Origin of the sequence: Synechococcus sp. UW106 (assembly GCF_900474015.1) — a bacterium.
Taxonomy (GTDB): domain Bacteria; phylum Cyanobacteriota; class Cyanobacteriia; order PCC-6307; family Cyanobiaceae; genus Parasynechococcus.
The window spans coordinates 59,361-71,471 of record NZ_UCNV01000003.1; the positions used below are offsets into that span (position 1 = coordinate 59,361).

11 protein-coding genes are annotated in these 12,111 nt (G+C 53.4%); 6 read left to right on the forward strand and 5 right to left on the reverse strand.

Annotated features, from left to right (window positions below):
• Window positions 1-51: 51 nt before the first annotated feature.
• A complete protein-coding gene (gene smc, locus DXY30_RS01630; RefSeq protein WP_115093106.1) occupies window positions 52-3,657 on the reverse strand; it encodes a chromosome segregation protein SMC in 3,606 nt (1,201 codons plus the stop codon).
• 50 nt (window positions 3,658-3,707) lie between these two features.
• Window positions 3,708-4,073, reverse strand: a complete 366-nt coding sequence (locus tag DXY30_RS01635) for a hypothetical protein (protein ID WP_115093107.1) — start codon at window positions 4,071-4,073, stop codon at window positions 3,708-3,710.
• Window positions 4,074-4,132: 59 nt separating this feature from the next.
• On the opposite strand from DXY30_RS01635, the gene DXY30_RS01640 reads away from it, so the two are divergent.
• From DXY30_RS01640 to DXY30_RS01655, 3 genes are all read left to right on the forward strand, one after another.
• The gene (locus DXY30_RS01640; RefSeq protein ID WP_115093108.1) at window positions 4,133-4,555 is read left to right on the forward strand and encodes a YqjD family protein; all 423 of its coding nucleotides are present in this window, start codon (window positions 4,133-4,135) and stop codon (window positions 4,553-4,555) included.
• On the forward strand, window positions 4,555-4,941 hold the full coding sequence (locus tag DXY30_RS01645) for a phage holin family protein (RefSeq protein WP_115093109.1): 387 nt from the start codon (window positions 4,555-4,557) through the stop codon (window positions 4,939-4,941). The genes DXY30_RS01640 and DXY30_RS01645 overlap by 1 nt, the downstream gene beginning before the upstream one ends.
• A gap of 391 nt (window positions 4,942-5,332) precedes the next feature.
• Window positions 5,333-5,827: a hypothetical protein gene (locus DXY30_RS01655; protein WP_137006762.1), complete on the forward strand. Its 495-nt coding sequence runs from the start codon at window positions 5,333-5,335 to the stop codon at window positions 5,825-5,827.
• Window positions 5,828-5,880: 53 nt separating this feature from the next.
• On the opposite strand, the gene DXY30_RS01660 is transcribed toward DXY30_RS01655, so the two are convergent.
• Window positions 5,881-7,023, reverse strand: a complete 1,143-nt coding sequence (locus tag DXY30_RS01660) for a class I SAM-dependent RNA methyltransferase (RefSeq protein WP_115093292.1) — start codon at window positions 7,021-7,023, stop codon at window positions 5,881-5,883.
• A gap of 393 nt (window positions 7,024-7,416) precedes the next feature.
• Here DXY30_RS01660 and DXY30_RS13845 point away from each other — a divergent pair, with 393 nt between their 5' ends.
• The 3 genes from DXY30_RS13845 to DXY30_RS01675 all read left to right on the forward strand — a co-directional run bounded on the left by DXY30_RS13845 (window position 7,417) and on the right by DXY30_RS01675 (window position 9,693).
• Complete coding sequence (locus DXY30_RS13845) at window positions 7,417-7,593, forward strand: hypothetical protein (RefSeq protein WP_170951085.1); 177 nt, start codon at window positions 7,417-7,419, stop codon at window positions 7,591-7,593.
• Window positions 7,593-7,946 carry a hypothetical protein gene (locus tag DXY30_RS01670; RefSeq protein WP_244281206.1) on the forward strand — a complete coding sequence of 118 codons (354 nt, stop codon included), beginning with the start codon at window positions 7,593-7,595 and terminating at the stop codon, window positions 7,944-7,946. Before DXY30_RS13845 ends, DXY30_RS01670 begins: the two co-directional genes overlap by 1 nt.
• An 898-nt stretch (window positions 7,947-8,844) precedes the next feature.
• Window positions 8,845-9,693, forward strand: a complete 849-nt coding sequence (locus tag DXY30_RS01675) for a hypothetical protein (protein WP_115093113.1) — start codon at window positions 8,845-8,847, stop codon at window positions 9,691-9,693.
• A 31-nt stretch (window positions 9,694-9,724) separates the two neighbouring features.
• On the opposite strand, the gene DXY30_RS01680 is transcribed toward DXY30_RS01675, so the two are convergent.
• Complete coding sequence (locus tag DXY30_RS01680) at window positions 9,725-10,975, reverse strand: beta-ketoacyl synthase (protein WP_170951091.1); 1,251 nt, start codon at window positions 10,973-10,975, stop codon at window positions 9,725-9,727.
• Between the two features lie 47 nt (window positions 10,976-11,022).
• Window positions 11,023-12,075 (reverse strand): hypothetical protein, encoded by a 1,053-nt coding sequence (locus DXY30_RS01685; protein ID WP_115093115.1) that lies wholly within the window; start codon window positions 12,073-12,075, stop codon window positions 11,023-11,025.
• Window positions 12,076-12,111 lie beyond the last annotated feature (36 nt).

The window sequence follows — 12,111 nt, forward strand, 5'->3', positions numbered from 1 at the left end:
GCAGGGGTTCCGACTGTCACGTTCAGGTTGCACAGCGAAAACGCCGATCGTTCAGGCGGCATCCGGCAAACCCACCACCTGGGTATGGGCGCCGCGGGCCTGTGTCACGCCGATGGTGCGCTGGGCCGCGCCGATCATCGGGCGGCGATGGCTGACCACCATGAACTGTGCCGCCTCGGCCTGACGGGCGATCAGGGCGGCAAGGCGCTCCACATTGACGCCGTCGAGGAAGCTGTCCACCTCATCCAGGGCATAGAAGGGCGACGGCCGGAAGCGCTGCAGGGCAAACAGGAAGCTCAGAGCGGTGAGCGATTTCTCACCACCTGACATCGAGGCCAGGCGCCGTACGGTCTTGCCCTTGGGATGCGCCACCAGGGTGAGACCACCTTCCAGAGGTTCGTCCGGGTTCTCCAGTTGCAGGTGGCCATCACCATCAGAGAGCGAGGCAAAGATCTCGCGGAAATGGCCATCCACGGCGGTGAAAGCTTCCATGAAGGCGTCTTGACGCAGGGTGGCCACTGTTTCGATCCGCAACAGCAGCTCTTCACGCTCGCTGTTGAGCACATCGAGCCGCTCGTTCAGTTCGTGGAGCCTCTGTTCGAGGGCCTCAAGTTCTTCCAGCGCCAGCATGTTGACGGGCTCCAGCGCTTCCATGCGTTGCTGGATGGCCTGCAGATCGGCTTGTAAGGCCTCCAGGCCAGACAGTCGCAAGGCCTCGGGGATCTCAGGCCTGGGGTCCGGCAGGGCCTGTTCCATCTCCTGGAGGCGCACCGAACCGCTGCGCTGCTCTTCGATTAACCCTTCCCGGTCTTCCTTGAGCCGTTCCAGATTCCACTCGGCCTGCTGCAGGGCCTGACGCTGCCGGCCCACCTCGGCTTCCGCGGCATCCCTGGCCCGGCGCTGGCTGCCAAATCGTTCCTGCAGGTCGCTCTGCTGCTGCTCTAGTTGTTGACGCTTCTGCTGGAGGTCGCTCTGCTGCTGGCGCCAGGCGGCATGGGCGCTGGCTAGGGCCTTCACAGCCTCCTGCAGCCGTGCCTCCTCTGCGGCCAGTGCCTTCTCCTGATCCCCCAGCCGTTCGATCGCCAGCTGTCGCTCGCGGCGGGCGTTCAGCAGCTGGTCCCGCTCGCTGCGGGCCGTCTCCAGCCTTTGGTCTGCGCTTTCCTGCTCCTTCTGCAGTTGGGCCCAGGCCGCGGCATCGTCATTGCTGCCGCTGTTCCGCTCCGCCTCATCAAGGGCTTGGAGCTCCACTGTCAGGGGGGCGAGCTCATGGCTGATCGCTTCGAGTCGCTGCTGTTGTTCCGTCTGGTCTTGCTGCAGTTTGCTGAGCCGTTCGGCCCGCTGGCGGCTGCGCTCGAGCAGGGGGCCGTGGTTCCGCCGGGCCGCATTGCGCTCGGCGATCAGAGCGGCTTGTTGCTGCTCGAGCTGGCGCAGCTGGGGTTTCTGCTGCTCCATCAGTTGCGCCAACTTCGACTCCTCCCGCCGACAGGCCACCAGGGATTCACCTAGTTCCAGCAAGCGACGACGCAAGGGCTCGGCTTCGTCCTGATCACTGCTGCGACCGAAACTGAGGCTGCTGCTGCGCTGGGAGAAGCTGCCGCCAGTCATGGCGCCGCTTTTCTCCAGCAGCTCGCCATCCAGGGTCACAGCCCTGGAGCGGCCCAATTGTTGGCGGGCGCTGGCCAAGTCGGAGAACACCTGGGTGTCGCCGAAGACGTAAGCGAACACTTGGTCATAAACAGGCTCGAAGCGCACTAGTTCCACAGCTCGACCGATTAGTCCAGTGCCGCTGTCCCCTCCTGGGCGTGCCCCCCGGGCAAAGGCGGCTGAGCTGCCCCCCCCGGGTGAGCGGATCTTGTTCAGGGGCAGGAAGGTAAGCCGGCCGGCACGGCGGCTCTTGAGCAGCTCGATGGCGCGGGCAGCGATGCGGTCGTCGTCGACAACTACCTGGCCGAGACGGGCCCCAGCCGCCACTTCAAGGGCAAGGCGATGGCGATCCTCCACCTCCCCCAGCTGGGCCACAGGGCCATGGATGCCATCGAGGCCGGCCTCCAGCAGCAGGCGAAGGGCACCGGTGCCGCGGCTTTCCTGAAGGGCATCACGACGGCTCTCCAGACGAGCGATTTCCCGTTCCAAACGGGTTTGTTCCTGTTCAAGCCGGCTGCGCGTGCGCTGTTGGATGGCCAGGGAGTCGGCCGTTTGCTGGAGCTCCTGTTTGCCATCGGCAATGGCTTGAAGAAGGGTTTGCCAGGTCTCCTCCAGGGTCTCGAGCTGCTGCTGCACGGCGGCACCGTCGGAGCCGTCCTGCTGCTGTTCCTGGGTGAGCTCCTCGAGGCGTTCCCGTTCCTGACGCAGCCGTTCCTGCAACTGCTGTTGCTCCTCCAGCAAGGGAGCGACGCTGCTCTGTAATTCCTGACGGCGGCCACTGCGGCGCTTTTGTTCCTCCACCCAGGCGCCGGAGCGGCCGGCAACATCCGCCAGTCGGCGGCGGGACATCTCAACCGACGCCTCAGCGGCTTTGCAGTTGTCTTCAGCAGCGTTCAGGGCGTCCTGGTTGGGGTCGCGCTCCAGCTCCCGCGACTGCAGCTGCAACTGCTGGCGACGGGTGGCGAGGTCATGGCGCTGTCCCTGCAGTTTCTGGCCTTCGTCCTGGTGGAGGGTGGCCTGGCGTTCAAGTTCGCGGCTGCTCGTGTCGAGGCCAGCGAGTTCTGCCTGAACCGCAAGCAGTTGGTCTTCTCCCAGGGCCTTGACTTGCTCCTGCAGCAGTTCCAGTTCGGCCACAGCCTTGTTCAGTTGCTCCCGGCCACTGGCGATGGCCGCAGCGTCCCGCTGTTCCTGGGCTTCCAGAGCCTGTTGGCGCGTGGCCAGATCCTTCAGGGCCTGCTGGGCTGCCTCGAAGGCCAGCATCATTTCCTGGCGCCGTCCCAGCTGCAGCCGTTCCCTTAACTCCTGGTACTGGCGGGCCTTGGCGCAGTCCTTCTCCAACCGTTGGCGGCTGGTCAGCAATTCCTGCTCAATGATCCGGCAACGCTCTTGGCGCTCCTGCACGTCATCGAGCTTGCGGCGGGTCTGTTCGATCCGGGTGTCGAACAGGGCAACACCCGCCAGCTCATCGATGAGGCCGCGGCGGTCCCGGTTGCTCATCGAGACGATGCGGGTGACGTCCCCCTGCATCACCACATTGCTCCCTTCGGGATCGATCCGCAGTCGTCGCAACTGGGTCTGCAGCTGCTGCAGATTGCAGGACACTCCGTCAGCGCTGTAGCTGGAGCTGTAGGAGCCTCCCGGCATCACCCGCAACTTGCGGGTCACCGTCCACTCGGTTTGCCCCGGTTGAATCCAGGGGCCTTCGGCCGGAGCTTCGAGGCCTTCCTCGGCGGCATCGGGTGTCCAGTCGCTGAGATCGAAGCGAACACTTACTGTGGTTTCGGCGGCCTTGCCCGCCTTGAGCATGCCGCTGTTGACCAGGTCCGGTAAGCGGTCGGCCCGCATGCCGCGACTAGTAGCAAGGCCTAGGCAGAAAAGAACACCGTCGAGGATGTTGCTCTTGCCGGAACCGTTGGGTCCGGTCACAACGGTGAATCCCTCCTCAAGAGGGATTGTCATCGCTCCGCCGAACGACTTGAAGTGCGTAAGCCCAACCTGATTGATGTGAACCAACAGGATCTGGGGCTGTCAGCAGGTTGAAACTAGCGGAGCTCACGAAAAGCTCAAGGGATCGTTAACGAGCAGTGTCCTTTGGCGATGCGTAGGCAGCCCTGAAGGTCGCCTTGGAGCTGCAGGGTCACGTCTTTATCCGTTGGATCCGTGGTGTTTGGAAGCACGCCGCTGTAGCTCCCTGCATGGATCCGTTCGGCCCAGCCCCGGTTGCCTGAAACGGCGGCACTGCGTGGTTCCAGCCAGACAAGCCGATGTGGTGGCAGGGGAACCGCCGGTTGTGCCCCTGCGTTCGGGCGCGGCATGGTCGCGAGGCGCCAGGTTCGGCAGGTATCCCCATCCTCAAGCAGCAGATCGATATGGCATCCGCTGGGGTCGTCCGGTGCTCCGGTGTGACGCAGTAGGGCGTATCGCGGCAAAGACTTTCCCTCAGCCTTCAGTCTCCCTACCCTTTTAGAGGTTTCTGCCACTGGTCTTTATGGCCTCGACACCGCCGCAGTCCAACGGCAGATTCGAGCATCACTTCCGTGAGCGGTTCGACAGCCTGCTTCCAACGATCCAAGAGCGTTGGCCGGATTTGGCCCATCACACCCTGGAAGCGACCCGGGGAAGTGTGGATGAGCTTGTTCGTCTGATCGAAGCGAATACAGGCCTGACGCCCCAAGGTGTGCGCGATCAGCTTGAGGATCTTCTCCATAACGCGGGTGATCGCAGCCGCGATTGGGCCGACAGTCTTGACCCCCTGGAAGAGCAACTGGAACAGCTGCTGGATGAGTTGAACAGCACGCTGCGGCCAAAGATCGAGGCGCCTGTGCGTCAGCGACCGCTTCTGGCCGTAGGTGTTGCCCTAGGTGTTGGTTTGCTGCTGGGCAGCATGCTTCGCGGAGGACGGCGTTCCTGATGGCCGATCAAAACTCTCCGCGTGGATTTGGAGCGGCTGCCCGGGTCACGGCGCTGGCGGCTTCGGTCATGGACCTGCATGTGCGTATTGCTCTGCAGGAGGTGGATCGGGAAAAACGCCGATTGATCAGCGGTGGTTTGTTCCTCGCCATCGGAGGTACCGCCATGTTCCTGGCGTTGTTGGCGGGAGAAGCGTCGTTGCTGCTTTGGATTCAGGCCGAGTGGGGGCTGGATTGGATCCGCGCGCTGCTGACCCTCTCCGTTGCCAATCTTGTGCTGGCTGGCATCAGTTTGCGCATCGGTGGGCAGGTTTTGAAGGGGCCTTTCTTGCCCCAGACGCTTGAGGGCCTGATGAAAACCGTGCGTGCGGTGATGGGGCGGGTCTGAACCGGCCCCAGCGCGTTAAACGCGTCATCATCACTTCACCATTCAATTGACAGTTAACCCATGGTTAATACCGGGTTAACTTGCCTTGATTGTTGTTCTGTGATCGTTGCGCTCCCCCTTCTGGCGAAGGCTTCGGCAGGATCTTGTTCCTGATCAGCAATCCGGTTCGCGTCTTGAGCTTGGCTGGGAACAGTCAACTCTTTTCCTGGTGGCCGGACCCTGTGGATCTGGAAAGTCCTCTGTCATCCAGAAAGCGGTCCAATCTGATCTTCCTTTGTTTGGTGATGCACTGAGAGTTGAGTCTCTAGGGTCTGTTTTGGATCGATCCGGTCGTGAATAAGACGATTACGGCCTTGCTTTAGAGCAACATTCCTGTTTTCAGGCCAGTCATGTGAAGCGGTTATCGCGTGAGTCGGCCCTGCCATCTGGTCTGTTACTTCATCTTCATCTTCATCTTCATCTTCATCTTGATCTTTATCAAATACTCCGGGGGATTGATTCGTCCTATTGGCCTAGGGGGCTGAAAAGAAGGGCACAGCATCTTTCAAATGATTCCGACAGATTGCCGGAACGATGCTTTGAAGATCTGCTCAAGCCCCGTCAAAATGATTTGATGATGCAAGCTTTTCTGGTCAAAAAACTGTTCCAACGTTTCAGGCAGGTTGCTGTTGCCACGGTTCATTGCAGCTTCGAGCGAAATGCCTCTCAGTTGGCGGCTTGCAAGCGTTGTTCAAGCGGCAAATTGATGAAATATTTTTCTGCCCCTGATCACATCGCTCGAGCGATTCATTCTGAGATTTATCGCTGCTGGGACAGCGCGTTGGTTCAGATGTCACCCGTCGCCAATATCTCGATCAATGTTGACTCCAATCTGGATTTTCTGTGAACGGAAGCGTTGTCTCCTACGACGGCTGAGGCCCGTGGGTTCGTGTTGTCACATCAGCGAATGTCGTACTGCAACCAGCGGCAATCAATTCCGCCGTTGCTCACAGGAATCCGTCGGGATGCTTTGAGCCGTAGTGCACCCGTGAGCTTCGGATTGCCACTCAACAGCCAAAGCTGCCAGCCGGAGGCTTCTCGGCGTACAAATTGCCCCAGAGCGCTGTAGAGCGCATCGAGCTCCTGTTCGTCACCGATGCGTTGGCCATAGGGCGGATTGCACACCAGGACTCCCGGACCATCGGGCAGTGTTTCGTCTTCAAACGGGCTGGTGGAGATGCGGATGATTCCTCTCAGGCCTGCAGCCTCCACGTTGGCGCGGGCCTGATCAGCGATGGCGGGATCCGCTTCGATTCCAAGCAGGAGGGGGACTGTGAGGTCTCGCCGCCTGCGCTGCCTGGCGCGATCGACTTCTTTCTCCCAGAGTTCGGGCTGGAAATCAGCCCAACCTTCGAGGGCAAAGCGTCGCCCCAATCCAGGGGCTTGCTGCAGCGCTGCCAGTGCTGCTTCGATCAGGAGAATTCCGGATCCACAGCAGGGGTCCACCAGGGGGCTGGTTCCATCCCAGCCCGTCAGGCGGATCAGCCCGGCAGCCAGATTTTCCTTCAAGGGTGCGACCCCCATGGCAGCTCTGTAGCCGCGGCGGTGCAGGCTGCCTCCACTGCCATCAAGGCTCAGTTGTGCGTTTCCGCGGCCAAGGTGGAGATGCAAGGAGAGGTCGGGGTCGTCGAGATCAATGGAGGAGCGTTCCCCCCAGAGATCCCGTTGCGCATCCACAAGGGCGTTTTTGACTTGCAAGGCCGTGAAATGGCTGTGGTTCAGCCCCGGTGCCGTTCCGGTCACATCCACTCGGAAGCTCATGGAGGGATGCAGCCAGCGTTCCCAGTTGAGGGCTTGGCGGATGCCGTCGTAGAGGTCGTCGCGGCCTTGGCAGGGGAAGCAGGCCACTTGACGCAACAGCCGGAAAGGCAGCCGCGCCTGCAAGTGCATCCTGTAAAGGCAGGCCATGTCGGCGTCAAAGCTGACGGCACGTCTGCCGGGCTTCACGGAATGGGCCCCGAGCTCGGTCAGTTCTTCGCTGCCGGCAGCCTCCAGGCCCTGGGGAAGAACTGCAACAGCAGATATCCGGTTTGTTCGACCCAAGGGCGTTGTGCTCCAGGCCACCACTCCTGTCAGAATGACAGGGTCCGGCTTTGTCGGACTAGGTGATCCACACCAGTGTTTCGGACAGCGGTTCGATTCCGCTCAGCTCCATTCCCCCCCTCAAGGGGCTGCAATGGTTTCGACGGGGCATGAGGAGGGTGACTGAAGCCTGCTCGGTGAGAGCAAACCCGTAACTGCGAACAACATCGTTCGTTTCTCCCGTCAAGCAGCCCCTGTTGCTGCCTGACCCTTAGGGGAGATGGGGTGAAGTCAGCCTTATCACCCAAATGACTCATGGGGGCTGGAAGGCCCCCTCAACCATTCCAAGACGAGGGTTCTCGCTAGCCTGAAATTGCTCTGCCTGCTAATCAGGACAAATTTCAGGACAAATCCATGGGTACTTTGGTCGCGGCGGAACGCTCAGAGATCAGTGTTTTGGATTACGCGATCCAGCGGCTGGATCAGAAGGATTTCCGTGTTCGCTTGAGGTCAGCCCTTGATGAGGTGGACCTGGATTCATGCAGCTCTCAAGCTCTCAAGCGTGTCCTTATTCGTCGGGGGCTTCTTTGATGCCGAAGAGGGTCGAGGTCGTTGACCGGGTTCAGGTCGCTCACTGCATGCTCTTGGAGGGCTACAGCTGCACTGCCGTGGTGGCGTACCTGGCGGAGACCAAGGGGGTCAGCCGCAGAACAGCACAACGAACTGTTCAACAGGCTTATGCCCTGATCAGGGAGGACATCGACAAGGCGAACGTCCAACGCAGTGACCTTGTCGCTCAGGCAATCCACTTACTGATGGAGAGTGCGCGCCTGGGCTTGGCTCAGAACAACCCAGGAGCCGTTGTGGGTGCAGTGGCTCAACTCGACAAGCTTTGTGGATTGTCGCCAAATCGAAAAAAACTGGCTGATTCTTTTCGCTCATAAATACCGTATGTAAGTACTGCAGATTAAGGAGAAAAATTTAATGGAATTGCAATATTTACTTGAGAATTAGTGAATGGCGCTTATCCGCCTGATGCATTGACCTTTTGATCGCGGCTCGTTGATGGCTGTGGCGTATGTATATGTACCATCGCAGCTTTTTTGGAGAATTTATCAAAGACACTTTATTGATTTCTCGGCCTGAGTGTGCGATAATAAACATATAGTTTCCTGCCAGCAAATGAGTGACTTGAAGTTATGCATTAGTAACGCAATGGAACTTCTAAGCTCTAAAAATCTTGCCGCAGCGAAAGTAGAGCTTGCTTCAAGTTTAGAAAAATACCCCAATTAATTCAAACTCCTTCTTATTGTAACTGATGTCTACCGTGCATCTGGTGATCGCGAGAAATCTCTGGAATATGCAGAACTTTTAATCACTCATTATCCAGAGAACTGGAATGGATATGGACGTGCAGCACAAGATCTAGTTGCACTCAATCGATTTGAGCAAGCACAAGAGAAGATTCGAGCAGGATTAGAAAAGATCCCTAACCAGGTCAAACTCCTTACCATTGCAACTGATGTCTACCGTGCATCTGGTGAATACGATAAGTCTTTGGAGTATGCGGAAGATTTATTCGAGAGTAATCCAGAGATACCTGCTTCTTACTTTTGTGTGGTGCAAGCTTTACGGACAATGGGAAGGCTTGGTGAGGCACAATTAATTCTAAAAAAAGTTTGAATAGATTTCCTGATGATTTTAGATTGTTGGTAGAAAACGTAGACGTTAATATCGAAGAAAAGAATGAATATCTATTAATGTCTTCAATAGATAGTCTCTTGGCGGCACATCCTGGCAAATCTGTTGGTTATGAATATTTTAGGCGATTAGGTTATCCTGATGAGGCCCTTTGCCTTGCAAAAAAATATTAGCCAATTTCCAGAATCTATAGAGCTTAAAAGATTTATTCAGACTAGTGACTATACTGAGTTCAAAACCTTGCATGAATGCAATGATATGCTTATAAAGGGTATGAAAAACACTGGTAAAGACTGCTTAATTCTTTTCACGGGTGCTGCGCATAGACTTGGCAAGGGCATCGAAATTAATGATGATTGGTTGGATAAAATAGGTATTAAGAACTCAAGTGTCTTCCTTGTTTCTGATCTAAAAAAGAGCTGGTCGAATTGCATCAATATTGATATCCTAAAAAATACTTTCTATTCGTTTGGGAGATTTGACAGAACTATAGCCCTTGGAACTAGCATGGGAGGAACTAATGCTTTGCTACTGGGCCCTTCTCTGGGTGCCGAAACAATCATCGCTTTTGGCCCTCAATACTCTATGCATCCAGATTACGTGTCGCAAATTATTCAAGATGTCGAAAGGAAGACAAAGAGAAATTATTTTGTATTAAGTACCTTGAAAGCCGCGGAAAATATAAGTAATTGGAAGTATAAATGTGTAGACGATTTGCCTTATTCGAATGCAAATGAATACATATTCTTTGGAGATTCTTTCCATGACTTAGCGCAGGCTGAGTTGTTTTTTAATAGTGAAGTATCTAGAAGTAGCTGTATAACATTACAACATGTTGGCCATGATTGTGCGGCAAGCTTTAGTGAAAAAGGAATCCTCGAGGAACTTGTTGGCCTATGCATATCAAGGTCTCGAACAAATGAACTGGTTAATTGCCTTAATTCAGGGGGGTTTGTCGTTGCTCAAGCAAAGTCAAGGGATGAAAGTTGATATAAATTTATTATCAAAGTGGTAAAAGTTGTCATTGTTCTTTGAATTTAGCAAGGCAAAGTGCAGAATTGTGGCCTCCAAAACCAAACGAATTAGAAATTGCAATGTTAATATTCTTCGAAATCCCTGTGTTAGGCGTGTAGTTGAGGTTGCAGTTGGGGTCTGGATTTTTTAAATTTATTGTCGGCAGTATGAAGCTATTTCTAATTGATTGTACACATAAAATAGCTTCCAGTGCACTTGAAGCTCCTAACAAATGTCCAGTCATTGACTTTGTTGAACTCAAATCGAGACTTTTTGTGCTTTCCTGAAACGCAAGTTGAATGCCGCGAGTCTCGGCTAAATCATTGAGAACAGTAGAAGTGCCATGACAATTTATATAATCAATATATTCCCGATTTACCCCTGTTTTGCGCAGTAAGCTTTGGATTAGAGATGCGATAGGTCGACCTGATGGATTAGGTGAAGTGAGATGAAAACTGTCCGTACTCATTTCACATCCGATCACTTCCGCAAAAACCTGATGATTATTCAACAATGCAGTTGATAGTCTTTCTAGGATTAAGATTGCAGCACCCTCTGAAAGAACGAAGCCATCTCTATCTCGAGAAAATGGACAACTCGCTTTTGCTGGATTTGTAAAGTTTCGAGAAAGCACTTTGAGACGATCACAACTTTGAAAAATAATTTCCGATAGTGGAGCTTCTCCTGCACCAACGATTGCAGCGTCAATATCGCTATTCTTAATGGCATTAAATCCTATCCCAATACTGTAATTACCAGTTGAACACGCTGCTATAGGAGCAAACGATGGCCCCGTTATTTGATACTTTAAACCAATTTCGCAGCATGCACTGTTGCTCATGATAGATGTGGTAAACAAAGGCGATACTATGTTCTTTCGAGGTGAGGCCATAGTGTTTTCTATGGTTCCAATAGCTCCTAAACTCGTTCCAACAAAGATGCCTACTTTCTGCAAATCAATTGCCTGAAGGTCCCAGCCGCTCATTGTAATTGCTTCATCGCAGGCAATTAAAATAAGTTGTGTGTATCGATCTAGCCTCCTAAGCTCTTTGGAGGAGAAAAAGGAGTCAAACGAAAAGGATTTAATTTCGCCACATATCCATGGTCTAGAGCTAAATTTTGTTATTTTTTTTGTGACGTCAATGCCACTTAGACCATTTGAAAGATTTTTCCAAATTTCGTTGGTATTGTTTCCATTTGGCGAGATTGCGCCAAAACCTGTTATGACTACCCGATCATGGTCGCGATTGCTATGCAAGAGACTTAAGGCTCGATTGTTATGTGTAAATTCTAAAAAATATTGCCTTACTTGGCCATGTATTCGTTCGTAATGCTTGACAAGCTTTGCCGTGGGTAGTGCATGTTTAAGTAAGCATCTAAAATTCCCTCAAATCTAGTGAGTTTTTTTAAGCTTTTATTTGCAAGGTACTCACGAGTATTGGATATTATCCGTGTATAGACATTTAAATAGCCTCTACATTCAGAGCAATCGACATACGGAGTGCAACAAGCGTTTTTATCGTACTTTTGAGTTGATGAGTAGTGTCTGTACTTTTTGTTGTCCAAGAGTGAGCAGCTTTTTGCCCAATTGGTGGCATCATCAACATTGAAAAGACTTGAAGGATCGGCCGCTTGAGAAAAATACTCGATAGGAGATATGAGTTGAATGCTGGGATGTTTATGATTGTTATTCACGACATATTCTTGAAGTTTTTCTAGTACAGTTGAGTCGACGCTGAGGGGGTCTTTTTCAAGTGTATCTAGCCTTTTCCTGGTGGGGCTGTATATACTTATGCACAAATCAATCCCTAGAGTCTCTGCAAATTGCATAACCTCAGGAAAGCTGTCAATATTTAGACGATTGACGGTAAAGAGAAGGGAGGCCCTGGCGTCATTAGCGTAATGTTTGTAGATAGTATCCCAAGTGTCTTTGCCTCGCAACAACTGGTCTGTTTGCTTATCTCCCCATATAGAAATAATTATTTTAAAATTAATATCTTTTTCTACAGGTAATGTTCCGTTGGTATATATTGCGCCCTGCTTCCATGTCTCCCATGCCTTCAAAAGTAATGCAGGTCTTAGGCTTGGCTCGCCTCCGGCAATGTGAGGAAAATTGACTCCTCTTGCCTTTTCTTCGATGAAAAATGATACCCATTCTTCGTCGGGTAACTGTTTGCTTCCATTTAAATTGCCTTCCCCTTCGTAGTAGTAGCAACCCTCGCAGCTCAAGTTGCAGTTGCTAGTAATATCATAAACTGACGGAAATATGCTTGAAACCAATTTAAGCTTTTTTCTTATAGTAGAATACTTTTCCTTTTCGTCTGCATTCATCTGTAAGGCTTCTGTCGGAGCGAGCATGCTAGCTATATAGCATGGTCATTGCTCCAGAGAACT